Source organism: Tenggerimyces flavus (assembly GCF_016907715.1).
In the GTDB taxonomy this organism is placed as follows: Bacteria; Actinomycetota; Actinomycetes; order Propionibacteriales; family Actinopolymorphaceae; genus Tenggerimyces; species Tenggerimyces flavus.
Genome location: NZ_JAFBCM010000001.1, coordinates 961,001 through 985,734 on the forward strand (window position 1 = coordinate 961,001; position 24,734 = coordinate 985,734).

The 24,734-nt window shown below is 69.7% G+C and carries 26 protein-coding genes; 12 read left to right on the forward strand and 14 right to left on the reverse strand.

The annotated features are described in order from the left end of the window. Positions 1 to 84 precede the first annotated feature (84 nt). On the forward strand, positions 85 to 831 hold the full coding sequence (locus JOD67_RS04600; protein WP_205115552.1) for an alpha/beta fold hydrolase: 747 nt from the start codon (positions 85 to 87) through the stop codon (positions 829 to 831). A 273-nt stretch (positions 832 to 1,104) separates the two neighbouring features. On the opposite strand, the gene JOD67_RS04605 is transcribed toward JOD67_RS04600, so the two are convergent. Further along, positions 1,105 to 1,572 carry a hypothetical protein gene (locus JOD67_RS04605; RefSeq protein ID WP_205115554.1) on the reverse strand — a complete coding sequence of 156 codons (468 nt, stop codon included), beginning with the start codon at positions 1,570 to 1,572 and terminating at the stop codon, positions 1,105 to 1,107. Between the two features lie 35 nt (positions 1,573 to 1,607). On the opposite strand from JOD67_RS04605, the gene JOD67_RS04610 reads away from it, so the two are divergent. After that, on the forward strand, positions 1,608 to 2,510 hold the full coding sequence (locus JOD67_RS04610; RefSeq protein WP_205115555.1) for a hypothetical protein: 903 nt from the start codon (positions 1,608 to 1,610) through the stop codon (positions 2,508 to 2,510). On the opposite strand, the gene JOD67_RS04615 is transcribed toward JOD67_RS04610, so the two are convergent. The 7 genes from JOD67_RS04615 to JOD67_RS04645 form a co-directional block, all read right to left on the reverse strand. Further along, positions 2,507 to 3,292: an ABC transporter permease gene (locus JOD67_RS04615; protein WP_205115556.1), complete on the reverse strand. Its 786-nt coding sequence runs from the start codon at positions 3,290 to 3,292 to the stop codon at positions 2,507 to 2,509. The genes JOD67_RS04610 and JOD67_RS04615 overlap by 4 nt on opposite strands. Positions 3,293 to 3,302: 10 nt before the next feature. Continuing rightward, positions 3,303 to 4,112, reverse strand: a complete 810-nt coding sequence (locus JOD67_RS04620) for an ABC transporter permease (protein WP_205115557.1) — start codon at positions 4,110 to 4,112, stop codon at positions 3,303 to 3,305. Next, positions 4,109 to 4,927, reverse strand: coding sequence for an ABC transporter ATP-binding protein (locus JOD67_RS04625; RefSeq protein ID WP_205115558.1), 819 nt, complete (start codon positions 4,925 to 4,927; stop codon positions 4,109 to 4,111). The genes JOD67_RS04620 and JOD67_RS04625 overlap by 4 nt, the downstream gene beginning before the upstream one ends. After that, positions 4,924 to 5,148: a hypothetical protein gene (locus JOD67_RS04630; protein WP_205115559.1), complete on the reverse strand. Its 225-nt coding sequence runs from the start codon at positions 5,146 to 5,148 to the stop codon at positions 4,924 to 4,926. Before JOD67_RS04630 ends, JOD67_RS04625 begins: the two co-directional genes overlap by 4 nt. Continuing rightward, a complete protein-coding gene (locus JOD67_RS04635; protein WP_205115560.1) occupies positions 5,145 to 5,699 on the reverse strand; it encodes an RNA polymerase sigma factor in 555 nt (184 codons plus the stop codon). The genes JOD67_RS04630 and JOD67_RS04635 overlap by 4 nt, the downstream gene beginning before the upstream one ends. Then, a complete protein-coding gene (locus JOD67_RS04640) occupies positions 5,692 to 6,621 on the reverse strand; it encodes a hypothetical protein (protein ID WP_205115561.1) in 930 nt (309 codons plus the stop codon). The genes JOD67_RS04635 and JOD67_RS04640 overlap by 8 nt, the downstream gene beginning before the upstream one ends. 68 nt (positions 6,622 to 6,689) lie before the next feature. Then, on the reverse strand, positions 6,690 to 7,682 hold the full coding sequence (locus tag JOD67_RS04645) for an ROK family protein (RefSeq protein WP_307782274.1): 993 nt from the start codon (positions 7,680 to 7,682) through the stop codon (positions 6,690 to 6,692). 116 nt (positions 7,683 to 7,798) lie between these two features. Here JOD67_RS04645 and JOD67_RS04650 point away from each other — a divergent pair, with 116 nt between their 5' ends. From JOD67_RS04650 to JOD67_RS04670, 5 genes are read left to right on the forward strand one after another with little or no spacing between them, the layout of a single operon-like run. Beyond that, positions 7,799 to 8,986, forward strand: coding sequence for an LLM class flavin-dependent oxidoreductase (locus JOD67_RS04650; protein ID WP_205115563.1), 1,188 nt, complete (start codon positions 7,799 to 7,801; stop codon positions 8,984 to 8,986). Further along, positions 8,986 to 9,435 carry a MarR family winged helix-turn-helix transcriptional regulator gene (locus JOD67_RS04655; RefSeq protein ID WP_205115567.1) on the forward strand — a complete coding sequence of 150 codons (450 nt, stop codon included), beginning with the start codon at positions 8,986 to 8,988 and terminating at the stop codon, positions 9,433 to 9,435. Before JOD67_RS04650 ends, JOD67_RS04655 begins: the two co-directional genes overlap by 1 nt. Continuing rightward, positions 9,432 to 10,109 carry a CE1759 family FMN reductase gene (locus tag JOD67_RS04660; protein WP_205115570.1) on the forward strand — a complete coding sequence of 226 codons (678 nt, stop codon included), beginning with the start codon at positions 9,432 to 9,434 and terminating at the stop codon, positions 10,107 to 10,109. The genes JOD67_RS04655 and JOD67_RS04660 overlap by 4 nt, the downstream gene beginning before the upstream one ends. A gap of 31 nt (positions 10,110 to 10,140) precedes the next feature. Then, entirely contained in the window at positions 10,141 to 11,331 is a 1,191-nt protein-coding gene (locus JOD67_RS04665) for an MFS transporter (RefSeq protein ID WP_205115572.1), read from the forward strand. Between the two features lie 16 nt (positions 11,332 to 11,347). Beyond that, entirely contained in the window at positions 11,348 to 12,244 is an 897-nt protein-coding gene (locus JOD67_RS04670) for a ferredoxin family protein (protein ID WP_239553721.1), read from the forward strand. A gap of 144 nt (positions 12,245 to 12,388) precedes the next feature. On the opposite strand, the gene JOD67_RS04675 is transcribed toward JOD67_RS04670, so the two are convergent. Next, positions 12,389 to 13,438 carry a LacI family DNA-binding transcriptional regulator gene (locus JOD67_RS04675; RefSeq protein ID WP_205115576.1) on the reverse strand — a complete coding sequence of 350 codons (1,050 nt, stop codon included), beginning with the start codon at positions 13,436 to 13,438 and terminating at the stop codon, positions 12,389 to 12,391. Between the two features lie 280 nt (positions 13,439 to 13,718). Here JOD67_RS04675 and JOD67_RS04680 point away from each other — a divergent pair, with 280 nt between their 5' ends. Further along, entirely contained in the window at positions 13,719 to 14,891 is a 1,173-nt protein-coding gene (locus JOD67_RS04680) for an ROK family transcriptional regulator (protein ID WP_239553722.1), read from the forward strand. A gap of 17 nt (positions 14,892 to 14,908) precedes the next feature. On the opposite strand, the gene JOD67_RS04685 is transcribed toward JOD67_RS04680, so the two are convergent. Continuing rightward, a complete protein-coding gene (locus JOD67_RS04685) occupies positions 14,909 to 16,756 on the reverse strand; it encodes a lectin (RefSeq protein WP_307782275.1) in 1,848 nt (615 codons plus the stop codon). Between the two features lie 128 nt (positions 16,757 to 16,884). Between JOD67_RS04685 and JOD67_RS04690 the strand changes: the two genes are divergently transcribed. After that, entirely contained in the window at positions 16,885 to 18,117 is a 1,233-nt protein-coding gene (locus tag JOD67_RS04690; protein ID WP_205115581.1) for a glycoside hydrolase family 16 protein, read from the forward strand. Positions 18,118 to 18,120: 3 nt separating this feature from the next. On the opposite strand, the gene JOD67_RS04695 is transcribed toward JOD67_RS04690, so the two are convergent. Together JOD67_RS04695 and JOD67_RS04700 are read right to left on the reverse strand one after the other, a co-directional pair. Then, positions 18,121 to 19,050, reverse strand: coding sequence for an AraC family transcriptional regulator (locus tag JOD67_RS04695; RefSeq protein WP_205115582.1), 930 nt, complete (start codon positions 19,048 to 19,050; stop codon positions 18,121 to 18,123). Beyond that, complete coding sequence (locus JOD67_RS04700) at positions 19,047 to 19,808, reverse strand: phytanoyl-CoA dioxygenase family protein (protein ID WP_205115584.1); 762 nt, start codon at positions 19,806 to 19,808, stop codon at positions 19,047 to 19,049. The genes JOD67_RS04695 and JOD67_RS04700 overlap by 4 nt, the downstream gene beginning before the upstream one ends. Before the next feature lie 185 nt (positions 19,809 to 19,993). On the opposite strand from JOD67_RS04700, the gene JOD67_RS04705 reads away from it, so the two are divergent. Genes JOD67_RS04705 through JOD67_RS41690 form a run of 3 tightly spaced genes read left to right on the forward strand, consistent with a single transcriptional unit; the run spans position 19,994 to position 22,324 of the window. Further along, on the forward strand, positions 19,994 to 20,626 hold the full coding sequence (locus JOD67_RS04705; RefSeq protein ID WP_205115586.1) for a nitroreductase family protein: 633 nt from the start codon (positions 19,994 to 19,996) through the stop codon (positions 20,624 to 20,626). A 46-nt stretch (positions 20,627 to 20,672) separates the two neighbouring features. Further along, on the forward strand, positions 20,673 to 21,461 hold the full coding sequence (locus JOD67_RS04710; protein WP_205115587.1) for a hypothetical protein: 789 nt from the start codon (positions 20,673 to 20,675) through the stop codon (positions 21,459 to 21,461). After that, entirely contained in the window at positions 21,458 to 22,324 is an 867-nt protein-coding gene (locus tag JOD67_RS41690) for a PfkB family carbohydrate kinase (protein WP_205115588.1), read from the forward strand. Before JOD67_RS04710 ends, JOD67_RS41690 begins: the two co-directional genes overlap by 4 nt. Here JOD67_RS41690 and JOD67_RS04720 read toward each other — a convergent pair. Then, positions 22,321 to 23,994, reverse strand: a complete 1,674-nt coding sequence (locus JOD67_RS04720) for a glycoside hydrolase family 99-like domain-containing protein (RefSeq protein ID WP_205115590.1) — start codon at positions 23,992 to 23,994, stop codon at positions 22,321 to 22,323. The two genes, JOD67_RS41690 and JOD67_RS04720, sit on opposite strands and share 4 nt — an antisense overlap. A 10-nt stretch (positions 23,995 to 24,004) precedes the next feature. After that, entirely contained in the window at positions 24,005 to 24,688 is a 684-nt protein-coding gene (locus tag JOD67_RS04725; RefSeq protein WP_205115591.1) for an ArsR/SmtB family transcription factor, read from the reverse strand. Positions 24,689 to 24,734 lie beyond the last annotated feature (46 nt).

Sequence of the window (24,734 nt, forward strand, 5' to 3'; positions counted from 1 at the left end):
ATTCCTCCACAAATCCGGGCCGGAACTGTCCGCATAAGACTCTAGCCTGGAGGCATCGGTTCACCAGGGGAAGGGATCAAGAGCATGGCAACGTTCGTCCTCGTACCAGGCTTCTGGCTCGGCGGTTGGGCATGGGAAGACGTCGCGAAGCGGCTGCGGGAGCAGGGCCACGACGTCCATCCCGTCACGCTGACCGGACTCGGCGACCGCGCGCACCTGGCCTCGCCGGACGTCACACTGCAGACCCACGTGCAGGACCTCGTGAACGTGCTCGAGTACCAGGACCTGCGCGACGTCGTGCTCGTCGCGCACAGCGGCGGAGGCGTGCCGGCGACCGGCGCGGCCGATCGTGCGTACGAGCGGATCGCGCGGATGGTCTACGTGGAGAGCGGCCCGTTCCCGGACGGCGTCGCGCAGCTCGACATGTCCGACCCGGCCGAGGAGGAGAACGTCCGCGCCGACATCGAGGCGAACGGCGGGTTCTGCCCGCTGCCGTCGTGGGAGCGGCTCGGCGGGCCGGGCGAGATGTTCATCGCGGGGCTCGGCGACGCCGAGCGCGCGCGGATGGCGGCGCGCGCGGTGCCCGAGCCGGCGGACGCGATCACGGCGTCGCTGGTCGCGGAGAACCAGGCAGCGGTGGACAAGCTGCCGCACACGTTGGTGTCGTGCGTCTTCACGGTCGACCAGGTCAAGGAGTACATGGAGCAGGGCTTCTTCGCCGGCATGGCGGGCAAGCAGTGGACGTTCGAGTACGTGCCGACCGGGCACTGGCCGATGTTCTCCAAGCCCGTCGAGCTGGCCGACGCGTTGGACCGGATCGCGAAGGCCTAGCCTCGGGATTTCGGGTGTTGGTGGGCGACTTTGGCCTGTGAAGGCCGGAAGTGCCTGTCCTGCTGGGGAACTTGGGATGGCGACCTCTCGAGTGATCCGAGCGGATGGCACTCCGTTGGGTGAGGCGTCGTGGTTCGCCTTACCCGGCCAATGGCCCCTCTACCTGGCGCCCACCCCACGTAAAGCGGCCAATGATCATGTAAACATGATCATTGGCCCCAGGGCGGGGCCGGGCCGGGCCGGGCGAACCGACTGCTGGACGAAAGATCGAGGCTAGGCGACGCGGGTACGGGACCGGGCTTGGCTGGCTGTGACGGCCGCGCCGACCGCGAGCAGTGCGGCGGGGCCGAAGAACAGGCCGATGCTGAGCCCGGCCACCATCACGAACGCGCACACGACGAACGCCGCCGCCCAGAGCGCGATCACCTTCGCCTGCTGGTGAAACGGCGCGAACAGCGCGACACCCGTAGCGAGCACCGGCACCGCGAGCCAGCCGACCGTCCCCGGACCAGGCAGCCCGCCGATGGCCAGTGGCATCGCGAGCGCGGTCACGGTCGCCACGCCGAACGACACGACCGCCAACCAGCGCGCGGTGGTCCCGATGCGCTCCTGCCACCCGGGCGCGGAGCCGAGCAGGTTGAGCCCCACCACCACGACCACCAGAGCGAGCAACAACAGCAGGCCGTACATCTCGACCACCCCCAGCTGGAGAACTTCAGCATAGGCGTCCGTTCTGTTCAAGAACCAGTTGTCCACAAGGGCTTAACGTCATCGATATGAAACCGACAAACGACCTGCTCACCCGAGCCGGCGACTTCATCTGGCTGACGGCTCGCGTCCTGGAGCAACGACGGTACGAACACCTCTTCCACCATGGCTCGGCCGATGCGGTGCTCACCGCCCTGTCGGCGTACGAGAACCCCGACGGCGGCTACGCGTACGCGCTCGAGCCCGACAACCGCGGCCCGAACAGCCAGCCGAACGCGACGATCTCGGCGGTCTCGATCTTCGAAGAGGTCAAGGCGATCGACTCCGATCGGGCGCAGGCCGCGGTCGACTACTTCGGCTCCGTCGTGCTGCCCGACGGGAGCACTCCGGTGCTGGTGCCGGGGTACGAGGGATTCCCGAACGCCCCGTGGATCGTGCCCGATCCGGACGGCGGCGGCTCGGTGCTGCTGACCGCGCTGATGATGGCCACGCTGTATCGCAGTGGGGTCGAGCGTCCGTGGATGGCGAAGTCGACCGACTACCTCTGGACGGCGATCGAGTCGATCGAGAAGACCCATCCGTACGAGGCGATCTTCGCGATGCTGTTCCTCGACCAGGTCCCCGACCGCGACCGCGCCGCGCGTGCGGCCGAACGGCTGGGCCGGATCGTGCGGGACGGCAACCTGGTCGTGCTCGACCACAGCGATCCCTCGAAGTACGAGGTCGAAGGGTATGCGCCGGGCGAGGTCTTCTACGCCCATGACTACGCGCCGCGCCCGACGAGCCTGGCCCGCGCGTGGTTCTCCGACACGGAGCTGGCCGAGGCGCTCGACCACCTGGAGGCCGAGCAGGGCGAGGACGGCGGCTGGCCGGTCACGATGAAGCAGTGGGCTCCGGGCACGCACCTGGAGTGGCGGCCGATTCAGACGCTCGGTGTGCTGGCGACCCTGAAGGCGTACGAGCGCGTCTAGGTGAGCTCGAGCGAACCCGTCTGGCGGGTAAGCCGTTCGACCCGGTTGAACGCGAGCATCCCGAGGACGGGAAGGAGAATCGCGAACCCCGCAAGGGGAATCAGCTCCCGCCACAATGAGGTGATGCTCGCGCCCTTCGTGGACGCATCGACCAGGGCTTGGACACCGTACGCGAACGGGAAGAACCGCGCGGGGATGCGGATCCAGTCCGGCATCAACGCGATCGGGTACATCGTCCCGGCCAGCAACATGATCGGCCCGAACAGCAGGTTCGAGATTTGGTTGGCATCCCGGATCGCCACACCGATCGCGCCGACGACCATGCTGAAGCCCCACATGCAGGCGCCGAACAGCGCGAACGTCACCAACAGTGCGGGAAGATTCACCTTCACCGTAAGGCCAAACGCCATCGCGCCCACCGCAATAGTGATCGCCGCGGTGGCGAGGGCCTCGACGATCGCGAACAGCTGGAATCCGCCGAGCCACGCGTAGCGCGAGCACGGCGCCAGGAACAGGTTGCCGAGCGAGCCGCGCCTGCGCTCGCCGTCGAGGACCTCGCCCGCGTTGTAGAGCATCGCGAACAGCAGCGCCATGCATGCGCCGCCGATGATCGCGTAGTCACGCAGCTGCTCGTTGTCCCGGTAGATGAGCCCGATCAGCAGCAGGTTGAAGACCGGGTACATCATCCACACCAACGCGTAGAAGAACGGCCCGGCGAAGAGGATCTTCGTCCGTCCGACCACGAACGCGGTCGAGAACACGATCCGAACCACAGCCGACATCAGTCAACTCCTACAGCAGATCGAGGGTCGCGCGACGGCGGAGCGCGCTGTCCATCCGGCGCAGCGACCAGACGCCGATCGCGAGGAAGACCGCGCTGCTCGCCACGGTCGCGAGCAGGGCGCCACTCACCTCGGCCAACGACGCACCAGAGAGCGTCGTGGCGCGCAACGCCTCCACCGCGTGGGAAATCGGGATCACGTCGGTCAGCGGCTGCACCCAGTCCGGCAGGACCGAACGCGGAACGAAGAAGCCCGCCAGCAGATAGATCGGGCCCTGCAGGAAGTTGGACAGCGCGTTCGAGTGCCGGGACAGGATGAACAGCCCGCTGAAGCCCAGGCCGATGCACAACGTGCCGACGTACAGCGCGAGGAGGCAGACCAGAGCGGCGAGCGGGTCGGCGATGTCGAAGCGCCCACCCAGCACGGTCCCGAACAGCACCGTCAGCAGCAGACCGGAGACGTCGTAGCAGATGCAGCCGAGCCCGTACCCGAGGATGACCGGCCCGATCCGCGTCGGCGCGGCGACGACGGCGGGCAGCGTGCCCTCATAGATCTCCGACTGCAGCGCGTTGCCGGCGCCCCAGACCGTCGCGTTCCACGCCATCGTCGCGATGACGCCGACCACGAGGAAGCCGATCACGTCCTCGCCCGGAACGGCGGTCTGCCCCGACACCTGGTACGCCAGCACGAACCCGAGCAGCAGCAAGACGCCGAACAGCGGCATCCGGAGCATCATCACCGGGTTCGACGCGAACCGGAGCAGCAGCACCCGCGCGGTCGCGAACATCAGCAGCCAGTCCGCGCGGAGCGTGCCGGTCACGGCTGCTCCTCTTCGTACTCCCGGCCGGTCGCGGCGAGGAAGACCTCCTCCAGCGAGGCCACGTCCGCGGCGGCCTTGAGCTCCGCCGGCGTGCCACGCGCGACGATCAGGCCGCGGTCGACGATCGCGAGGTCGTGGCAGAGCACGTCCGCTTCGTTCATGTCGTGCGTGGTGAGCAGAACGGTGTGCTCGGGGACGAGGCTCGCGATCAGCTGGCGGACCTCGATCGCCGCCTTCGGGTCCAGGCCGATCGTCGGCTCGTCGAGGATCGCGACCTGCGGCTCGTGCAGCAACGTCTTCGCGATGTGCAGGCGCTGCTTCATGCCGCGCGAGTAGCTCTCGACGCGTTCGTCGGCGCGGGTGGTGAGGTCCATCCGTTCCAGCAGCTCGATGGACCGGCGTTCGATCCTCTCCTTGGTCAGGCCGTAGAGCCGACCGAAGTAGCGGAGATTCTCCTTACCAGACAGCTGGTTGTAGAGCCCCTTGTCGCCGCCGAACAGAACCCCGAGCCGGCGGCGTACGGCGGACTCGTCGGTGACGACGTCGAAGCCGTCGATCGTGGCGGTCCCGGCCGTGGGGATGAGCAGCGTGGAGAGCATCTTGATCGTCGTGGTCTTGCCGGCGCCGTTCGGGCCGAGGATGCCGAAGATCGTGCCGCGCGGAACGGCGAAGCTGATGCCGCGGACGGCCTCCACGACCTCGCCCGAGCGGAACCAGCCCTTGCGCTTGCGGAACGTACGGCGCAGGTCGTCGGCGACGATGGCGTTCCCGGCGGCCACCTCGCTGTCGGCGGACACCGGTGCGAGATTCGTCATGCGGCCCATCCCGCCGCCGCAAGGACAGGTTGACGGTGCGCCTGGACGAAGACGTTCGCCAGCTGCATGCCCTGCGTGCGCCACCACTGAGGCGGGAGGCCGGACGGCTGGTCGTGTCGCGCCACGATCGAACGGCGCATGCTCTCGACGTCGTCGGCGGCGAGTCGAACGGACGTCGCCCAGCCGGCCAGCACGGTGTCGAGGCTGCTCGGTTCGGTCATCGTCGTGCCTCCTCGAGGCTTGGTTCGGACAGTCCCAGGTCGCGGGCGAGTGCCCGGCGGGCCTGGTTGAGCTTGTAGCGGACCGTTCCGGCCGGCAGCTCCAGCGCGGCGCCGATCTGGGCGCTGGTGAGCTCGCTGACCGCGTGCATGGCGAGGATCACCCGCAGGTCTTCGGGCAGGTTGCGTACGGCCGCGCCGACCTCGGAGACCAGCTCGGCGGTCGCCGCCCGTGCGTCCGGCTGGTCGGTCTCCGGGATCGTCGTACGGACGACGTCCTGCAGTGCCTCCCCCATCGCCTCGCGCGTCGCCCGGGCTCGGTACGTGTCGGTGACGAGGTTGCGAGCGACCGCGAAGATCCATGCCCGTTGGCGTTCCGGGGCGATCGCACGGACCTCGTCGAGCCGCCGCCACACCCGCAGGAACGTCTCCTGGAGCAGGTCGCGCGCGGTGTCGGGATCGCTCACCCGCCCGAGCAGGTACCCGTAGACGCCCGGCCGGTGCGCGTCGAAGATCTCGGTGAACGCGCGCTCCGCGGCGTCGGGATCAGGCATCACCATGGCCGTCGGACACGACGAGGTTGCCGTACTTCTCGGTCGTCAGCACCTGGAGCGCGGAGACGAGCTCCTTGCGCGCGCTCAGGTTGCCGACCAACGTGACCTCGGAGACCTTCGCGCGCAGCAGTTCGGCGGGTACGTCGCTCTCGATCCGGAAGTCGCCGACCAGCGCGAGCGCGACCGGACCGTCCAGCGCGTCGAAGAACCCGCGCCCGAACGTCTCCTGACCCTTGAAGAACCGTGGCTCGCCGCCGTACCAGATGAGCTCGCCGCCACCGACCAGCCGCGGCGCCAGCACGCCCTCGCTCGACCGTGGGGCGAGGAGTCTGCCGCCCCAGAAGACCTCCTGGAAACCGACCCTCGGCGCCAGGCTGGTGATGATGACGTCGCCGGCGAGCATGAGCACGTCGCCCGCATTGCCGCCATGGTTCGCGAGGGTCTCGCCGCTGATCCGGATCTCGCCGCTCAGCGGCTGGAACCGTTGCCCCTGGACGTAGGTGTAGTAGTTCACCGCGCCGGTGACCCTGGTCAGACCGATGCCGAGGGCCGTCTCGCTGCCGCGCGGGGCGAGCACGGCGCCGATGACGACGACCTCGCGATAGCCCACACGTTCGACCGGCGTCGTGACGACCAGGCCGCCGATGACCACAAGGACCTCGTTGTCGCCACCCGGGTCGGCCAACGCCTCGCCGGACAGCGTGAACATGCCGGTGTGGAAGCGGACATGCGCGTCGCGTGGCACCGGGATCACGTGGGCGACGTCGACCAGCCGGACGCGGGTGAGCAGCTCACCCCCGTCGGCCGGAACCACGAGGGTGGCGACGCCCCGGATCTCCTCCAGGCGCGCCAGGTTCTCCGGCGTCGCTTGGGAGAGATCGAGGAACGCGACGTTCTCGATCACTGTCGGTTGGTCGTTCATGCCCTTTGTCCTCCTCGAACCCCAGGGTCGCATCAAGGAAGACGGACGAGCGCGCGAAGTGTTGGGAGCTATCTTCCGAAGGTGTCGAACGCCGCCGCCGCGGCACCGATCACGCCCACCTGCTCGCCGAGCTCGGACAGCACCACCCTGCACCGTTCCCCGGCGAACTCGAACGCGAGCTCGTCGACGCGCTCGCGGACCGGCAGCAGCAGCTGGTCGTCCGACCGCGTCACGCCGCCGCCGAGGACGAGCACGTCCGCCTCGAACAGGTTGCTCAGGCTCGCGACTCCGGTGCCGAGGATCTCGGTCGTGTCGTCCCACAACGCGGCGGCCATCGGGTCTCCGTCGGCGGCGGCGCGCGAGACGTCCGCGGCGGTGAGGGTCGCGACCCGGGCGAGCGCGGAGTCCGCGCCGTCGTCGAGCAGCTCGCGCGCTCGCGCGGCGATCGACGTCCCCGAGCAGTAGGCCTCGATGCAGCCGCGCGACCCGCACGGACAGGGCCTGCCGTCGTGGACGACGACCATATGTCCGATCTCGCCGCCGTTGCCGCTGCGTCCGCGCATCAGCCGGCCGTCGAGGATCGCGCCGCCGCCGACACCGGTCGAGACCGTCAGGTAGACCATCGACCGCGCGCCGCGGCCCGCGCCGTGCCGGTACTCGCCGATCGCCGCGGCGACGCCGTCGTTCTCCAGCCGAGCCGGCACGCCGTACGCCTGCTCGGCCCGCTCGGCGACCGCGATCTCGTCCCAGCCGGGCAGGTTGGGCGGGCCCTGGACGAGGCCTCGTTCGGTGTCGAGCGGTCCGCCGCAGCCGATGCCGACCGCGTGGAGTCCGCCGGAACCGGCCGCCGCGAGCGCTTCGTGTCCGAGCGCGAACAGTCTGTCGAGCATGTCGTCCGGCCCGCGTTCGGCAAGCGAACGGCGTTGCAGGAACGAGCACACACGACCGTCTTCGGCCACCACTCCCGCCGCGAGCTTCGTACCACCGATGTCCAATGCCAGCACGCGTTTGTGCACCCAGGTCACCTCACACGCGATGGATGTGGAATCGATCCCAGACACTCGGTGACGGTAATCCCCCGCCGGGGCAGGGTCAAGGCGGGAATAGCCGGCTCGGAGGCCGAGTTAGGATCAATATATGCAAACGCATAGACCATGAGGGACGAAGGAGACAGGTCATGCAGTTCGGGGTGTTCTCGGTCAGTGACATCACGCGAGACCCCGTGTCGGGACAGACGCCGAGCGAGGCGGAGCGCATCGACGCGGTCGTACGGATCGCCCAGAAGGCCGAGGAGGTCGGGCTGGACGTGTTCGCGATCGGCGAGCACCACAACCCGCCGTTCTTCTCGTCCTCCCCCACCACCTTGCTGGCGCACATCGCGGCGACCACCGAGCGCCTGATCGTCTCGACGGCGACGACGTTGATCACGACGAACGACCCGGTGCGCATCGCGGAGGAGTACGCGATGCTCCAGCACCTGTCCAAGGGCCGCGTCGACCTGATGATGGGCCGCGGCAACACCGCGCCGGTCTATCCCTGGTTCGGCCAGGACATCCGGCAGGGCCTGCCGCTGGCGCTGGAGAACTACAACCTGCTGCACCGGCTATGGCGTGAGGACGTGATCGACTGGGAGGGCACGTTCCGTACGGCACTGCAGGGCTTCACCTCGGTGCCGCGCCCGCTCGACGACGTCCCGCCGTTCGTCTGGCACGGCTCGATCCGGACGCCCGAGATCGCCGAGCAGGCCGCGTACTACGGCGATGGCTTCTTCGCCAACCACATCTTCTGGCCGAAGGAGCACTTCATGCGGTTGGTGAACTTCTACCGGCAGCGCTACGCGCACTACGGCCACGGCACCGAGAAGCAGGCGATCGTCGGCCTCGGCGGGCACATCTACCTCGCGCGCAACTCCCAGGACGCGATCAAGGAGTTCCGGCCGTACTTCAACGAGGCGCCGGTGTACGGGAACGGGCCCTCGCTCGAGGACTTCGTGGAGGGCACGCCGCTGACGGTCGGCAGCCCGCAGGAGGTCATCGACAAGACCCTGACGTTCCGTGAGCACTTCGGCGACTACCAGCGGCAGCTGTTCCTCGTCGACCACGCCGGCCTGCCGGTGAAGACCGTGCTCGACCAGCTCGACCTGCTGGGCGAGGAGGTCCTGCCGACGCTGCGCAAGGAGCTGTCGGCTCGGCGCGACCCGGACGTGCCGGACGCTCCGACGCACGCGAGCCTGGTGCGCGCGAAGTACGGCGACGCCGCTCCCCGGCAGCCGCGCCCGAACGCCAACCGCGGCGACAACGTGACCGGCGCGTCGCCGTACCAGGACACCGACCCCGCCGTTCAGGCCACGTACCCGAGGCCCTGATGTCCGGCCGTGACCGGCTCGCGAACCACGCCTGGGAGGGGCTGCTCTCGGCGCACGCCCGGCTGATGAAGGGGTTCGCGGCCGAGGAGATTTGGGGCGACGTGTCGATGCGGGAGTACGACGTGCTCTACACGCTGTCGAAGTGCTCTGGGCCGGTGCGGATCGGTGAGCTGCATCGGCACGTTCTACTCAGCCAGCCGGCTCTGTCGCGCCTGGTGGACCGGCTGGTGGAGCGGGGGCTGGTGCTGCGCGTTCCTTCCCCTGCCGACAAGCGGGGCGTGAGCCTGTCGCTGACCTCGCTGGGGTTGGAGACGCAGCGTCGGATCGGTGGCCAGCACGCGCGCTCGGTGACGCGCGCGGTGACGTCCGCGCTGAGCCAGGACGAGCTGGCCCAGCTCGCCGTACTCACCTGGAAGCTTGCTGGATCAGAGGGGACACTTCGCCCATGAGCGATGCACTACGCCTTGTCGTCGTCACGGCGGGGACGAGCGACCCGTCGTCGACGCGGATGCTGGCCGACCGGGCCGCTTCGCGGGTCGCGGAGCTGGCGGGCTCGCGCGGGCGTGAGGTCGCGACGTCCGTGATCGACCTGCGCGAGCTGGCCACCGAGATCACGACCGCGATGCTCTCCCAGCTGGTCGGCCCGAAGCTTCGCGCGGCGATCACGGCGCTTGGAGCTGCCGATGGGCTGATCGCGAGCACGCCGGTGTACGCGGCGGGGGCGAGCGGATTGTTCACGTCGTTCTTCCAGATCCTCGACAACGACCTGCTGATCGCGAAGCCGGTCATCCTCGCCGCGACGGCGGGGACGGCGCGGCACGCGCTGGTCGTCGACGACCAGCTGCGGACGCTGTTCGCGTACCTGCGGACGATGCCGGTGGCGACGTCGTTGTTCGCGGCGCCGGAGGACTGGCGCGACCCGTCCTTGGACGGCCGGGTGCGGCGGGCGGCGCTGGAGCTCGTGGTGCTGATGGTGAGCGGGTTCGCCGCGCAGGTACGGGCGGAGGGGTGGGGCAGCTACCAGCACGAGTTCGGCAGCGCGGGCGGTACGGAGTTGTCGATCGACCTCGACTCGGACCTGATGCGGCTCGCGACCGGAGGGTCCGCCGCCGATATCGATTGACGCCCTTTCGGTGGGCTGACACCGTTCCGGGGTGCGGGGCCGGTCCCTGGCCGTGGCGTACGTCGCCACGGCCACTGTGTTCAGCGCACAGCTCGTTCTCGCTCCTGTCCTTCCGTCGCTGACTCGTACGCTCCTGCTGACCGAGTTCCAGGCGGGCTTGTTCGTCACGGTCTCGTCGGCGGCCCTGATGGTCGTCAGCCCGCTGTGGGGACGGGTCGTCACTCGCTTTGGCGCTCGGCGGGTGGCAACGCTGTCGATGGTCGGCATCGCGGTCTGCCAGCTCGCTTTCGCTGGTCTCGCGCAGGTGGCGCTCGCTGACGGACGGTCCGCCGCGACGTTCCCGCTGTTGCTAGCCTGCCGCGCGCTCGGCCAGGGCGTGGCGGCCGCGGCGACGTCGGTCGCGGTGATCTCGTACCTCTCCCAGAACACCGCCGCGGGCGCCGAACGGGTCCGCGCGCTGGGCATGTTCGGCGCCGCGCTCGGGCTGGGCACGGTCCTCGGGCCGGCGCTCGGCAGCTTCCTCGCTTCGCAGAGCCTGCTGTGGGCGTTGTACGTTCCGGCTCTTCCGGTCGCGGTGGTCGCTGTGGTGGTCTGGCGGTGGCTGGGCGACGGCCACGGTGTCGCTTCCGCGGGCGAGCGGGGTGCGTTGCGGGCGGTGCAGGTGTGGCCGTACCTCGCGCTCGGCGTCGTGTTGTTCACAGTCCTGGCGCCGGTGCCGCTGCTGCTGGGCTTCCTGGTGCAGGACCGCTTCCACCTGTCCGCCGAGGCCGGTGCCTCCGGTGCCGGACTGGCCCTCGTCGCGTACGGCTTGGTCTCGCTGGTGGTGCAGGCGTTCGTCGTCCGCTGGCTTGCTTGGCCGCCGATGCGGCTCGTGCGCGTTGGCGTACCGATCTCGCTGGTCGCGTTCGTCGGGATCGCCGTCGCGCCGAATCTGGCCGTCGTCGTTTTGGCGACCGGTTTGTTCGGGCTGGGGCACGGCCTCGCGATCCCCGGCTACACCGCCGCGCCGACGTTCGCGGTCGCCTCGGACCAGCAGGGCAGGCTGGCCGGCTTCCTCACCTCGGCGAACGGCGCGGGCTCGATCCTCGGGCCGCTCCTCGCGACTCCGCTCTACGGCATCTCGCCGGCCGTCCCGCTGCTCGCGAACGCCGCGCTGATGGCGTTGCTGCTCGTGTTCGTCGGTCTCTCGAGCGGCAACTGGCAACGTTCCCACACAGGCTGATGGCAGGATGGTGGGGATGACATCGGTGACCGCGTGCTCGGAGCTCTCGGCCGCGTTGGGTGAGCCGCTCGCCGGGACCGCCGCGGCAGCGGTGACGTATCTGTGCATCGAGCAGTCGGGGCCGTACGGGCGAGAAGCGCTGGTGGAGAGCCACTTCGACGCTGACGTGGGTTCGGCGCTGGCTGCGCGGTCGTCCAAGGGCGGGGTGCGGATCCAGCTGATCCGGCGGCCGGGGCCGCATGCGGATCGCCACGCTCCTGGCGCGCCGCGGACGGTCCTGATCGCGCACACGCGGCCGGGGCTGACGTGGTGCGAGCGGGCGGTGATCTCGTCGCCTGCGGACCTGCTCGCCCTGGATTTCGCCGAGCTGGCCGCGGGGGTGGCGCCGCGGTTTGGCGTGCTCGACTCGTCGCCGGTGCTGCTGGTGTGCACGAACGGCCGGCGCGACGTGTGCTGCGCGGTGCGCGGGCGTCCGTTGGCGCTGGAACTGTCCGCGCTGCATCCGGACGCGGTGTGGGAGTCGACCCATACGGGCGGGCATCGGTTGGCGCCGACGGCGGTGTCGTTGCCGACGGGGTACGTGTACGGGCGGCTGGACGTGGCGTTCGCGGAGTCGGTGCTTGCGGCCACCGCCAAGGGCACGATGCTGCTGGACCGCTGCCGCGGGCGGTCGACCTGGTCGGGGCCGGGCCAGGTGGCGGAGCTGGCGGTGCGGGAGCTGCTGGGCGAACGGGACGCGGACGCCGTGGTGGTGTCTGCCGGTCCGGACGGGGCGCTCGAGGTGTCCGTGGGCTCGCGGCGGTGGCTGGTGTCGGTCGAGCAGCGGGTGCTCGAACCCCCGCGAGCCGTGAGCTGCGGCAAGGGGGCGGTGTCCCAGCCGGCCTACGTGGCGACCTCGGTCGAGGAGCTCTGACCAGCGCAAACATCCGCCGCCACCACGCTGCCTGAGCTTGGGTCGGGGGCACCCTCGTCCAGACCTATGGGACCAGGGCGCCCCCGACCCAACCCGGCTCGGCACGCTGCGAGGCTGGCGGCACAGCCGCCGGTCGGTAGCCGGCTAGCTCTTGCGGGTGCGGCCTCGGCGGCTCGTCGAACCGCGTTCGACGAGCGTGGTCTCCAGCAGCGCGGTACGGGGCCGGGCGGTCTTCTCGATCCGCGACAGCAGCAGCCGGGCGGAGCGGGCTCCCAGCTCGTACGCCGGCTGCGCCACGGTCGTGATCCCCGGCTGGACCATGCTCATCCACGGCGCGTCGTCGAAGGCCGCGAAGGACAGGTCGTCGGGGATCTTCAGCCCCAGATCGTGCGCCTGGCGCCAGACGACTTCGGCGATCATGTTGTTCGCCGCGAAGACCGCGGTGGGGCGGCGGCTGCCGGTAAGGAGCTTGCGCGTCGTCTCGGCGATCTCGTCGCGGTCGAAGCCGCACTGCACGACGGCGTCGTCGCCTACGGGGCGTCCGGCTTCGGCCAAGGCTTGTCGATAACCCTTGACCCGACCGGCACCCGTCGTCCAGGTGGCCTCGTCCACGATCAACGTGATCCGCCGGTGTCCCAGCGACGCCAGCCGCCGGGTCACGTCGCGGGCCGCGGCGACGTTGTCGATCAACACCGCGTCGCACTCGCCGCGACAGAACTGGCGGTCGATCTCGATCACCGGAACGCCCTGCCGCATGACGAACTGGGTCGCCGCCGCCGACACCGGCGTCAGCAAGACCCCCGCCACGCGCATCGCGAGGAACGTACGGGCCGCCGCCATCTCCTCCAGGTCGCTACCCGCGTCGTCGACCAGCACGATCGTGTAGCCCTGTTCGCGAAGCACATTGCCAGCCCCGGCGGCGACTTCGGCGTAGAACGGGTTGCGCAGGTCCGAAACGAGCAGCCCGACCGTCGGTGTACGCCGTGCTTTCAGGCTTCGCGCGTTGGCGTCCGGAACGTAGCCAAGCTCCTCCGCCGCGGCCAGCACGCGTTCCTTGACATCGGTCGCCGCATAGCCGTTTCCGGTCAGCGCGCGGGAAGCGGTGGAACGCGACACGCCCGCCCGGGCGGCAACGTCGGACAGGGTCGACCGGCCTGGGGTCTGCTTGGTCGTACGCCGAATCGCGCGAGCCACCACACCTCCTCTGACCGGATCCCCCCACACCCGTCACCCAAGTGCGGAACCGGATTCTTGCACGCCAAGAACGGACCGTCGAGCCATCACACCGTAAGCCAGCAACCGGTTACCACCGACATTTCGCATTCGACCTCCTCCATGTGCCACCTGCCGGAACACTTCAGACGTCGAACGAAAGGATAGGCGGTGTTGACACACCTCTGCCCCATAATCGACACCTAGCTCGCGAGATATGACGGAGATTTCGGTGGATGCCAGGCGAACCACGGTGCGCGACATGCGCCGTGCGAACCGCGCCGTCGTGCTGACGAAGCTTTACCGCGAAGGCCCGTTGTCACGCCAGGAGCTCACCGAGGTAACAGCTTTGAGCCAGGCCAGCGTGAGCAACATGGTCGCCGAGCTCGTCGCGGACGGCCTGGTCGAGGACGCCGGTTTGGTCGAGTCCGATGGTGGCCGCCCCCGCACGTTGTTGCGCGTGTCGCCCTCCTACGCGTACGTCGTAGGCGTGGACATCGGCGAGACGCGCGTTCAGGTTGAGCTATTCGATTTGTCGATGCGCGAGATCGCCAAAGCGGATCACGCTTTTCGCTCCGCGTCGCCCAAGCCCGCGACCGTTGTCAACCACACCTTGTCTGGCCTTTCCGAGGTGATCAAGGAGGCCGACGCCGACCCGAATCGCGTTCTGGGCATGGGAGTTGCGGTCTCCGGCGTCGTCCAGCACCCGCAGGAAGGCGTCGTCGACGCGCAGAGCTTGGGCTGGAACTCCGTTCCACTGGGCGAAATGCTGCGCGCCGGCACGTCCATTCCCGTACGCGTGGACAACGGCGCGAAGGCACTCGGCCAGGCGGAGATGTGGTTCGGCGCCGGGCGAGGCGCCCGCGACGTCGTCGTCGCGCTGATCGGCTCCGGCGTCGGCGCGGCGGTCGTCACGAGTGGCTCGGTCTACCGCGGCTCCACCAGCAGCGCCGGCGAGTGGGGGCACACGACGATCGTGCACGGCGGCCGGCGCTGCCGGTGTGGCGCGCTGGGTTGCCTGGAGGCGTACGTCGGCGCCGAGTCGATCTTGGACCGCTACCGGCAGGCGAACAGGGGCCGGCCCGTCGGCGGCGGGCGCGAGGAGCCGATGCTCGCCACGCTGATCGCCTCGGCCGGGTCGTCGCGTACGGCGGCGAAGGTGCTCGAGGAGACCCTCGACATCCTCGGCGCCGGCCTCGCCACCTTCGTCAACCTGCTCAACCCGGAACGGATCGTGCTCGGCGGCTGGGCCGGCCTCGCGCTCGGGGAGCGCTACCTGCCGGAGATCCGTACGGCGACGGGCTCGCACGCGCTCCGAGGACCGTTCGAGCACACCACCATCGAGCTCTGCGAGCTGGGCGCGGACGCCGTCGCCCTGGGAGCGGCCACCCTTCCGGTCGCCCAACTCCTCGCCGACGGCGGCGTCCCGCGCTGACCGCCAGAGCTAAGCCCTCAGGGCGCCGTCCACTTCTGGTTGGCGGCACCCGTGCAGGACCAGAGCTGCAACGGAGTGCCGTCGGCGGAGGTGTTGCCGGTCACGTCCAGGCACTTGTTCGCTGCCGGGTTGACGATGTCCCGGCCCGCCGTGACGTTCCACTGCTGAGCGCCCGAGCCGTTGCAGGTGTAGAGCTGCACCCGCGCCCCGTTCGCCGTCGACCCGGCCGCGACGTCCAGGCACTTGCCCAGCGCGCGGATCGTGCCGTCGGTGCCGACCGTCCACTGCTGCGCGCCGCTGCCGTTGCACGTGTACAGCTGCACCGCGGTCCCGTCGGCGGGATTCGCGCCCGCCACGTCGACGCATTTGCCCGCCAGCCCGGTCACCGGCCCCGTACGTCCGCCGCCACCGCTCTGCGTACCCGACCAGGTCCACGTCACCGAGGTCTTCGTCGGCAGGCTGTACGTGAACGACTGCCCGCCCCAGTTGACCTTCACCGACTGCGTGCCGCCGGTGTTGTTGTACGCGATCAGTGCCTTCGAGCCATCTGGGTTCTTCCAAGCCACGTTGGGCACTGAGCTGTTCGACGTCGAATCGATGCGGAGCGCGCCCGGCTTCACGAACTTCGTCAGGTGCCCCATCGTGTAGTACTCGACGGTGAGATCCACCTGTCCGTGCCGCGCGCCGCCGTTCTGAACGGTGATCAGCCCGGTGCAGATGCCGCAGCCGCCGTTGTGCGGGTTGTGGTTCTGGTCGACCGCGAGGCTCCACTTGACCCAGCTGCGGTCCCAGTTCCGCGTGTAGTCGACCAGGTTGAGCATGTCCTCGGTCTGCTGGTTGGCGATCCACGTCCCGCCGGAGTGCTCGGTCATGTAGTGGCTGATCGCCGGGTACTGGTTGTGGATCGTGGTCTGCAGCGTCACGTCACCGCCGTACCCGTGCCACGCGATCCCGCCGAACAGCGGGTCGTTCCGCAACGCGGCGTCGGCCAACGGCACCGAGCCGAGGTCGTTGTAGTTGCCCCAGTTGTAGTCGAGCACCATCACCTTCGTGGTGATGCCGGCCGCCCGGAACGCGGGGAACAGGTTGTTCTTCGTGAACTCCAGCAGCCCGCTGCCGTTCCAGTTCATCGACGGGTAGTTCGTGCCCGGGCCGCAGCAGGTCGGCTCGTTCTGCACCGACACGTAGTCGATCTTGACGCCCTGCGCCGCGTAGCCCTGGACGTACTTCACGAAGTACTGCGCGTACATCGGCGCGTACTCCCACTTCAGCCAACCCTGGTTGATCATCGTGCCGTTGTCCTTCATCCACCCGGGCGCGCTCCACGGCGCTCCCTTCACCTTCAGCGCCGGGTTCAGCTGCTTGGCCTGCTTGGTCAACGCGAGCACGTCGTTGTCCGGGGCGAGCGTGAAGTCGTTCAGGTCGCAGCACGTGTCGTCAAAGGAGTAGTTGAACCGCGCGAGGTCCGACGCGCCCATCGGGTTGCGTGTGAACGCGAGGCCGATGCCGTTCACCGGGTCGAACAGCTTCCGCGTGACGTCGTCCCGCGTCGCCTCGCTGACGATGCCGCTGCCGCGCAGCAGCCACGCCGTCGAGTCGGTGAACGATGCCCCGCCGCCTTCGAACGGTTGGAACGTCACGTTCTCGTTCACCGTGATCGTCTGGCTGCCACCCGGGCTGCTGGCCGCGAAGTTGACCGGCGCCTGCTGCTGCAGACCTCGTGTGACGACGCGCCCTCCGGCGTCGGAGGTGGTGGTCAGCCAGCTGTTCACCTGCTCGCCGGCCGCGTCCGCGGTGCCGGGCAGGGCGACCGCGACCAGGGCGACGAGAACGAGCGGGATCGTTCGTTTCTTGAAGTCAAGCACGTCGATTCTCCCTTTCTGCAAAGGGGATGCGGCTTCTATTACGCCTTATATTGACAGCTAGACGTAACTCTTCATAGCGTTCGCCTCACCGAAGGTGCACCCATCGTTCAACGGATAGAGGTGTGTCCATGAGGATCTTCCGCTTGCTGCTCGCCGCAACGGTCTCCGTGGCGACCGTGTCGCTGATCGCGGCGCCCAGCCAGCCCGCGGCGGCCGCCATCGGGCAGCTCACGTTCTCCGACGAGTTCAACGGTCCCGCCGGCGCCGCGCCAGACGGGAGCAAGTGGCGCCACGACATCGGCGGCAGCGGCTGGGGCAACAACGAGCTGCAGTACTACACGAACCGCACCGACAACGTCGCCCAGAACGGCGCCGGCCAGCTGGTGATCACCGCGCGCCGGAACAACCCGGCCAACTTCGGCTGCTGGTACGGGACCTGCGAGTACACGTCCGGCAAGCTCACGACGTCGGCGACGTTCACCCAGACGTACGGACGCTTCGAGGCGCGCATGAAACTCCCACGTGGACAGGGAATGTGGCCCGCGTTCTGGATGCTCGGCAACAACATCGGCGACGTCGGCTGGCCGGCCAGCGGCGAGATCGACATCATGGAGAACATCGGCCGCGAGCCGACCCGCGTGCACGGCTCGACGCACAGCCCGAACCACTCCGGCGGCAACCCGCTGACCGGCACGTACACGTTGCCGGGCGGGCAGCAGTTCCCCGACGACTTCCACACGTTCACGGTGGACTGGGAGCCGGGCGTGTTCACCTGGTACGTCGACGGCATCCAGTACTCGCGGCACGTCCGCGCGGACGTCGGCGGCGACCCGTGGCCGTTCGACCACCCGTTCTTCATGATGATGAACCTCGCGGTCGGCGGAAACTGGCCGGGCTCGCCGGACGGCAGCACGGTGTTCCCGCAGACGCTGCAGGTCGACTGGGTGCGCGCGTACGCGTACACGAGCAGCCCCGGTGGCCGGACGGGCCAGATCACCGGCCTCGCGAACAAGTGCGTCGACGTTGCCGCCGCGAGCTCGGCCGACGGGACGGCCGTGCAGCTCTACACCTGCAACGGGACGAACGCGCAGCAGTGGACGGTCGGCTCCGACGGCACGATCCGCGCGCTGGGCAAGTGTCTCGACGTCGCCGCGGCGGGTACGGCGGACGGAACGAGGGTGCAGCTCTACACCTGCAACGGCTCGGGCGCGCAACGGTGGACGATCACCGGAGCGCGGGACATCGTCAACCCCGCTTCGAACAAGTGCCTCGACGTCACCGGCAACAACTCCGCCGACAGCACGCCACTGCAGATCTGGACCTGCGGTGGCGGCGCCAACCAGAAGTGGACGGCGCCCTAGATCTCAGACGAACGTCGTGCCGTTGCGGGCCCGGAAGGCCGCCGGGGCGAGGCCGAAGCGCCGGCGGAAGGCGGTGGTGAAGTGGCGAACGTCGGGGTAGCCGCAGCTGTGCGCGACCTCCTTGATCGCCACCTCGCCGGGCTCGACCAGCAGCTGGGCCGCGACCTCGAGCCGGTAGCTCGCGAGGTAGGCGTGGATGGTCGTGCCCAGCACCGACCGGAAGAGCCGGTTGGCATGCCGTTCGGACAGGTGCACCTGCGCGACGACGTCCCGGACGTGGACCGGCCGGTCGTAGTTGTCCTCGAGGTACTGCGCCATCGTCCGCGCGACCTGCTCGTCGCGCCCGCCGGGATCCACGGCCGGTGGGAGCGGCGTCGCGCCGACGATGGCCCGGGCGGTGTCGATGACCAGCGTCGACGACAGCGAGCGGACCGCCTCCTCGAACGCGGGGAGCGGCGAGGCAGCCTCGCGGGTGAGCAGCTCGAGCAGCGCCGGCACCGAGCCGGTGGCGTCGGTCACCGCCGCCGACCCGGACGAGGCGAACGCGTGCAGCAGCTCGTCCGCGGCGGTGTCGCGTACCGACAACGGCTGCGCGGCCCGGCGGCGCGGCGGCTGCAACACCAACGTGTACGACCAGAAGTGGATGCCGAGCGGATCGGCGTCGTCCGCGACGATCTCGTGCACGTCGCCCGGCCGCGCGACGAACAGGTCGCCCGCTCGTACCGGATGCGACACGTCACCGACTCGATAGACCCCGCGACCCGTGTAGGCGTAGCAGATCTCGAAGAACGAGTGCGCGTGCCAGAAGTTCCGCCACGGCTGTGGCTCGAAGAAGCCCCAGTTCAGGAACTCCGCACGATGGCCGGCCACGTCGACCCCGATCCGCGCCGCGGACAGGTCGACGAACGGCCGGCCGTCGTACGAAAGCGTCACCGATCGCCCAGCGCCCTCGAACTCGGGTCGATGCCGCGCAGCATCATGCCCTGGCCGAGCGACTGCGAGTGCGAGTCGCCGATCGGCTCGTCCTCGGGGTCGCGGTACTGGACCAGCAGCGTGGTCCGCGCCTCGTCCGTCGTGTTCGTGCCCGAGCCGTGCACCGTGTGGTAGCTGAAGAACAGCACGTCGCCGGCCTCGGCCTCACACGGCACCGAGTTCTCCAACGGCCATTCGGAGAACGGCAGGTGGTAGCTGCCCTCGGTCTCGTGCTGCAGGGCGCCGTTCTTGTGCGAGCCGGGCACGACGCGTACGCAGCCCTTCTCGACCGGCGCGTCGTCGAAGTGGAAGATCGCCGCGCCCACCGAGTCCTTCGTGTGCGGGAAGAAGGGGTGGTCCTGGTGCATCGGGAACGGCGAGCCCTTCTCCGGCGGTTTCACGAACATCTTCGTGTGGTGCAGCTGCACGTTCGGCGTTCCCATGATCGCCGCGGCCACGTCGGTGAAGCGCGGATCGGTGATCAGCCGCGCGAACGCCGCGGAGTAGAACTGCACGTCGTGGCAGTGCTTGAGCTCGGTCGCCGCACCCATGGTGAGCTCCTTCGCGCTCCCCCAGGTCGGGTCCCAGTCGCGGTTGAGCCGGCCGATCAGGTCGTGGCTCTCCTGCCGGTACGTGGCCGCCTCGTCCTTGCCGATGAGTCCCTTCACCAGCAGGTAGCCGTTGTCTCGGTACGACGCGAGTGCCGCCTCGTCGACCATGTGATCCTCCAACGTCGGTGCGAATGTCGTCGCTTCGACGGTATGCAGCCCATGCTGCCAGCCAGAGAGCCTCGACGGACGCTGATGTTCGGAAAACGGACATGGACTTGCCTCGCCCCAGGGCGGTTGCCGCGCCTCGATCGAGCAGGGGTGTGCCGGCGGTCGGCTGGGCCTAAAGTGCGGTTGTGCTGTCTCCCGACGAGCTTCTGACCACCACCCGCGCGGTCCGGCGACGCCTGGACCTCGACCGACCGGTGCCGCTCGAGCTGGTCCGCGAGTGCATCGAGATCGCGCTGCAGGCGCCGTCCGGCAGCAACCGCCAGACCTGGCACTTCGTGGTCGTGACGGACGCGGACCAGCGGGCCGCGCTCGGCGAGGTGTACGGGCGCGCGGTCCGCGGCTACCTCGCGTCGCCCGGCGCGGCGGGCAGGCTGTACGCCGACGATCCGTCCCGCGCACCGGTCCAGACCCGTGTCGGCTCGAGCGTCGCGTACCTCGGCGAGGTCATGGGTCGCGTTCCGGTGCTCGTGGTCCCGTGTCTGCAGGTCAAGCGGCTGTCAGCGTCCAACCAGGCCGGAACGTGGGGTTCGGTCCTGCCGGCAGCGTGGAGCTACTGCCTCGCCGCTCGGGCGCGAGATCTCGGAACGGCGTGGACGACGCTGCACCTCACGTACGAGGACGAGGTCAACGCGATCCTCGGGCTGCCGGCGGACATCCGTACGGCGGCGCTGATCCCGACCGCGTACACGCTCGGCACCACGTTCAAGCCCGCGCCGCGCCAACCCGTCGACGAGGTGCTCCATCTCGACCGCTGGTGACCTCGCCCGGATCGCGCGACCTGACGGCACGTTCCTCATGGTCGCGATGGATCAGCGCGAGTCGCTCCGCGCGATGCTCGGCGGCGCCGGCGACGACGAGTTGGTCGCGTTCAAGGCCGACGTCGCGGCCGTTCTCGCGCCCGAGGCGTCGGGATTCCTCGTCGATCCGGCGTACGGAGGCCGTATCCTCGCGGGCGATGGAAAGGCTGGGCTGATCGTTGCCGCGGACACACTGGTGGGCACCGAGTCCGAAGTCGTCGCCGACGCGCGGTTCGACGACACGCTCGACCTGTCTGGCTTCGCTCGGGCAGGCGTCGCGGCGGCGAAGCTCCTCGTGGTGTGGCGGGACGACGGCCGGACGGCGGAGCGCGTGGCGGACGCGGCCCGTTTCGTCGAGGCGTGCCGGGAAGCCGGGCTGGTGAGCATCGTGGAGGGCGTGGTCCGGCCGATCACCTCTCCCACCCGCGAGGCGGAGCTCGTCTCGTGCGCACGTGCGTTGGGCGCTCTCGGTCCTTCGCTCTACAAGGCGGAGGTGCCGTACTTCGGGCGTGGTCCGGCCGCGCGGATCACCGACGCCGCGTCGGCTGTGTCGGCGGCGGTCGGGTGTCCGTGGGTCGTGTTGTCGTCGCACGTGGAGCGCGCCGACTTCGCCGCCGCTGTGGAGGCGTGCTGCCGCGGTGGGGCGTCGGGCATGCTCGCGGGGCGGGCGTTGTGGACGAACGCGTTGTCGTCGGCCGACCGACGGGCGACGCTGGCCGCGGAGTCCGTTCCGTACCTGCGGTCGCTGTCGACCGTGGTCGCCGCGGACGCCCGGCCGTGGACGGCTGTGCCGTGACGCGGCTCGTCTTCCTGGGGCTCGCGACGATGGACGCGATCGCGGTCGTGCCGCGGTTGCCGGGGCCGGACGAGCGGCTGGAGGCGTTGTCCGTCGTTCATGCCGGCGGTGGGATCGCGGCGACGGCCTCGGTCGCGGCCGCGCGGCTCGGCGCTTCGGCGGCGTTCGTGGGGCCGGTGGCCGACGACGAGGAGGGCGAACGGATCCTCGCCGGGCTATACGCCGAGGGCGTCGACGTGTCGGGCGTGCTGCGCGTTCCCGCTGGTCAGGGCGGGTCGAGCGTGATCCTGGTGGACCAGACGACGGGTTCGCGGGCGATTGCGACACGGCCGCTCGTGCCGTTCGCGATCCCGCCGGGTCTCGTCGCGGGCGCGGACTGGGTGCACGTCGACCACCACGGCTGGCCGGCGGTGGTGCCGTTCCTGGGTGGGCCGGCGCGGATCTCGGTCGACGCGGGCAACCCGATCCCGGATCTCGTGCTGGACCAGGTGGACCTGTACGTGCCGACGCTCGCGGCGCTGCGGCTGCGCTACCCCGCGGCGACGGCGCCCGGCGAGCTCGTCGAGCTGGCGCTGGCCGACGGCGCCCGCTGCGTGGTGGCGACCGACGGCGAGCACGGCTCGTACGGCTCCGCGACGCCCGGCGAGCTCGTGGTCGCGCCGGGCATCGCGGTCGACGTACGCAGCACGCTCGGCGCGGGCGACGTCTTCCACGGCGCCCTGCTCGTCGCGATCTCCCGCGGCGACTCGCTCGCTGACGGGATGCGCTTCGCCAACGCCGCCGCGGCCCTGTCCTGCCGCGCCGTCGACGGCCGCTCCGCCATCCCCACGGCTGCCGAGCTGGCGGTCTGGCTCAGTCGCTAGCTCGGGTTGCCCACGCAGCCCGCGCCGTTGGTGAGCTGGAAGCCCGAACGGACCGCGTTCAGGTACAGGCACCCGTCGCGCTTGTTCGGCTCGACGTAGCCACCCTCGTGCCACTCGTTCCAGGCGTAGACCAGCACGAAGTTGTCCACCAGCGCGGGTCGCGTCGAGGCGTCCATGTCCGCCTGGACGTTCGCGATCAGCGCGCGGAACCGGTCGATGGTGTGGTCCGGGTACCAGCGGAACGACTTCTCCAGGTTCGCCTGCGTCGGCGGGTTCGGGTCCGGGATCTGGATCCCGATCCGCGGCCGCTCGTCGAAGTTCGACGTGATGCACCGCATCAGCACCCCCGGCCGGGAGGCGAAGAACGCACGCTGGTTGTCGACGTACGTCTGGTACGAACGGCTCGGGCTCCACTGCCCCTGACACTGCCGGCCCTCGAACCCCGCCGCCGCCGTCTCGATCCCGAGGTCGGCGTTGTGGGTGATGAGGATCTCCTCGCCGAACTTCGCCCGCGCCTTCGCCCGGATCGCATCGTTGAACCGGCGAACGGACGGCACGTCGCTGCCCTGAGCCGTGCCCGCGCCGATGCCACGCGTGTCGCACACGGTCAGCACCTTGCGTCCGTCGTTCGCACGCAGGAAGTTCGGCTGGCTGAGGTAGCTGTCGACGATGACCTGCGCCGCGCGGTCGATCTGCTCCGCGGGCAGCTGCAGCCCGACCGGGCCGTCCTTCCACGGGTGGATGCAGGGCATGATCGTGAAGTCCATGGAAGCGCGGTTCGCCGCGCGCAGGAAGGACTTCAGGCCCTCAACGTAATTCTCGTTGCCGCCGTTCGCGGGGTTCCAGTACCAGTAGAACGCGAAGTGATCGAGGCCCGCGCCGGCGGCCTGCTTGATCTGCTTCTCCAACGTCGCGGTCTGGCTGTCGTCGTAGTAGCCGATCGACGGCTCGAGATCCGACCAGTCCTCGTTCGCCCAGTGCCAGGGGCGCTTCTCCACGCCGACGCCGGCGAAGTCGCGCAGGCCCGCCCACCAGTCGCGGCGGCCGTACACGCGCTCGGCGTTGTCCAGCAGCGACTGGTTGCCCTTGGCGTCCCAGTTCGCGAAGTAGATCGCGCCGGCGCGGTTGTACGTTGTCGGCGCGAAGCCCAGCCGCCCGTCGGTGCGGTAGCCGCGCGCGGCGAAGTCGGCGCGCTGGCCCTCGGGGACGACCCTCCATTCGACGCCGTTCGACATCCGCCACAGCGCTGCCGTGCCGGTCGCCTGGGTCGCCCAGAGATGGCCGATCACGCCCTCGTTGAGGTACTTGCCGCTGGCGACGAGCGCGTCGCGTTCGCTGGTCGACGGCGTGAGCAGGTACGCCGAGCGCGCCTTCAGGCGCATCCGGAACAGCGGCTGCGAGCCGGTGAACGGCTGCCGGCGCAGGTAGCCGAGCTTGCTCCGCACTGGCGTCATGCCGTACTTGCTGTCCGCGGCGGCAGCTTCGGAGCTCGACAGCGTCCAGAACCACCCGTTGTCGGCCGTCCGCAGCTCGACCAGCGGCACCGGGTCGGTGACCTTGGCCTCCGTCTGAGCGGGAGTCAGTCGCGGCACGTCGGCCTGCGCGGGCACGGCGGGTGCGATGAACGCGGTCAGTGCGAGAACGGCGATCCCCAAGCGCATAAGTCGCATTTGGCCGATCCTAGGCGACTTGGGCCTCCCACCCGAAGGTTGTCCACAGGCCCTGCCGCCCCGGCGGTGTGACCTGGACGGCCCTGCCGGTCCCGATGCGCACCAGCCAGCCGCGGTCGAACAGCTCCGCCGTGATCGCCGCACCGAGGGCGCCGGCGAGGTGCGGGCGACGTTCGGTCCAGTCGACGCAGTGCCGGACCAGCACCCGCCGCCGCTGCCGGAGCGCCTCGACATCGACGCCGAACTCGGTGAACGCGCGCGCGCCGACTGGCGTCAGCGCCTCCTCGTCGAGGTAGCCGAGCACGTGGAACGCGGACGTCAACGCGACGCCCGCCTGGCCGGCGAGGTGGTCGTAGCACGTACGAGCCGCCGCCGTCGCTCGGCCGCGCGAGGCCTCGCGGAGGTTCCGTACCGGCCGAGGAGGCGCGATCGTCAGCAGCGCCTCGAGCGCGAACGCGACCTCGGGCCCGGCGAGCCGGTAGTAGCGGTGCCGACCCTGCGGAACGACCACCGCCAGCCCACCTTGGACGAGCCGGCCGAGGTGCTCGCTCGCCGTCGACGGCGCGATGTCCGCGGCCCGGGCGAGCTCGCCGGACGTCCAGGCCCGCCCGTCCATCAGACGCATGCACATCCGCGCCCGGCTCTCGTCCGCGAGCAGGGTCGCGAGACCCGCGAGGTCGGAGTCGGCGATCATGCCGCTCACCGTACGTCCGGAACGCTTCGGCCAGGACCGAAGCGAC

Bases quoted from the DNA above. Each gene is read 5' to 3' on its own strand.
- JOD67_RS04655 (WP_205115567.1), top strand. From the start codon at position 8,986: ATGTCCGGCCGTGACCGGCTCGCGAACCACGCCTGGGAGGGGCTGCTC.
- JOD67_RS04635 (WP_205115560.1), bottom strand. From the start codon at position 5,699: ATGCCTGATCCCGACGCCGCGGAGCGCGCGTTCACCGAGATCTTCGAC.
- JOD67_RS04700 (WP_205115584.1), bottom strand. From the start codon at position 19,808: ATGGTCGACGAGGCGGCACTCGCGTCGTACCGAGACAACGGCTACCTG.
- JOD67_RS04670 (WP_239553721.1), top strand. From the start codon at position 11,348: ATGACATCGGTGACCGCGTGCTCGGAGCTCTCGGCCGCGTTGGGTGAG.
- JOD67_RS04610 (WP_205115555.1), top strand. From the start codon at position 1,608: ATGAAACCGACAAACGACCTGCTCACCCGAGCCGGCGACTTCATCTGG.
- JOD67_RS04720 (WP_205115590.1), bottom strand. From the start codon at position 23,994: ATGCGACTTATGCGCTTGGGGATCGCCGTTCTCGCACTGACCGCGTTC.
- JOD67_RS04650 (WP_205115563.1), top strand. From the start codon at position 7,799: ATGCAGTTCGGGGTGTTCTCGGTCAGTGACATCACGCGAGACCCCGTG.
- JOD67_RS04630 (WP_205115559.1), bottom strand. From the start codon at position 5,148: ATGACCGAACCGAGCAGCCTCGACACCGTGCTGGCCGGCTGGGCGACG.
- JOD67_RS04660 (WP_205115570.1), top strand. From the start codon at position 9,432: ATGAGCGATGCACTACGCCTTGTCGTCGTCACGGCGGGGACGAGCGAC.
- JOD67_RS04680 (WP_239553722.1), top strand. From the start codon at position 13,719: ATGCGCCGTGCGAACCGCGCCGTCGTGCTGACGAAGCTTTACCGCGAA.
- JOD67_RS04625 (WP_205115558.1), bottom strand. From the start codon at position 4,927: ATGACGAATCTCGCACCGGTGTCCGCCGACAGCGAGGTGGCCGCCGGG.
- JOD67_RS04615 (WP_205115556.1), bottom strand. From the start codon at position 3,292: ATGTCGGCTGTGGTTCGGATCGTGTTCTCGACCGCGTTCGTGGTCGGA.
- JOD67_RS04640 (WP_205115561.1), bottom strand. From the start codon at position 6,621: ATGAACGACCAACCGACAGTGATCGAGAACGTCGCGTTCCTCGATCTC.
- JOD67_RS04725 (WP_205115591.1), bottom strand. From the start codon at position 24,688: ATGATCGCCGACTCCGACCTCGCGGGTCTCGCGACCCTGCTCGCGGAC.
- JOD67_RS04710 (WP_205115587.1), top strand. From the start codon at position 20,673: ATGGATCAGCGCGAGTCGCTCCGCGCGATGCTCGGCGGCGCCGGCGAC.
- JOD67_RS04690 (WP_205115581.1), top strand. From the start codon at position 16,885: ATGAGGATCTTCCGCTTGCTGCTCGCCGCAACGGTCTCCGTGGCGACC.
- JOD67_RS04600 (WP_205115552.1), top strand. From the start codon at position 85: ATGGCAACGTTCGTCCTCGTACCAGGCTTCTGGCTCGGCGGTTGGGCA.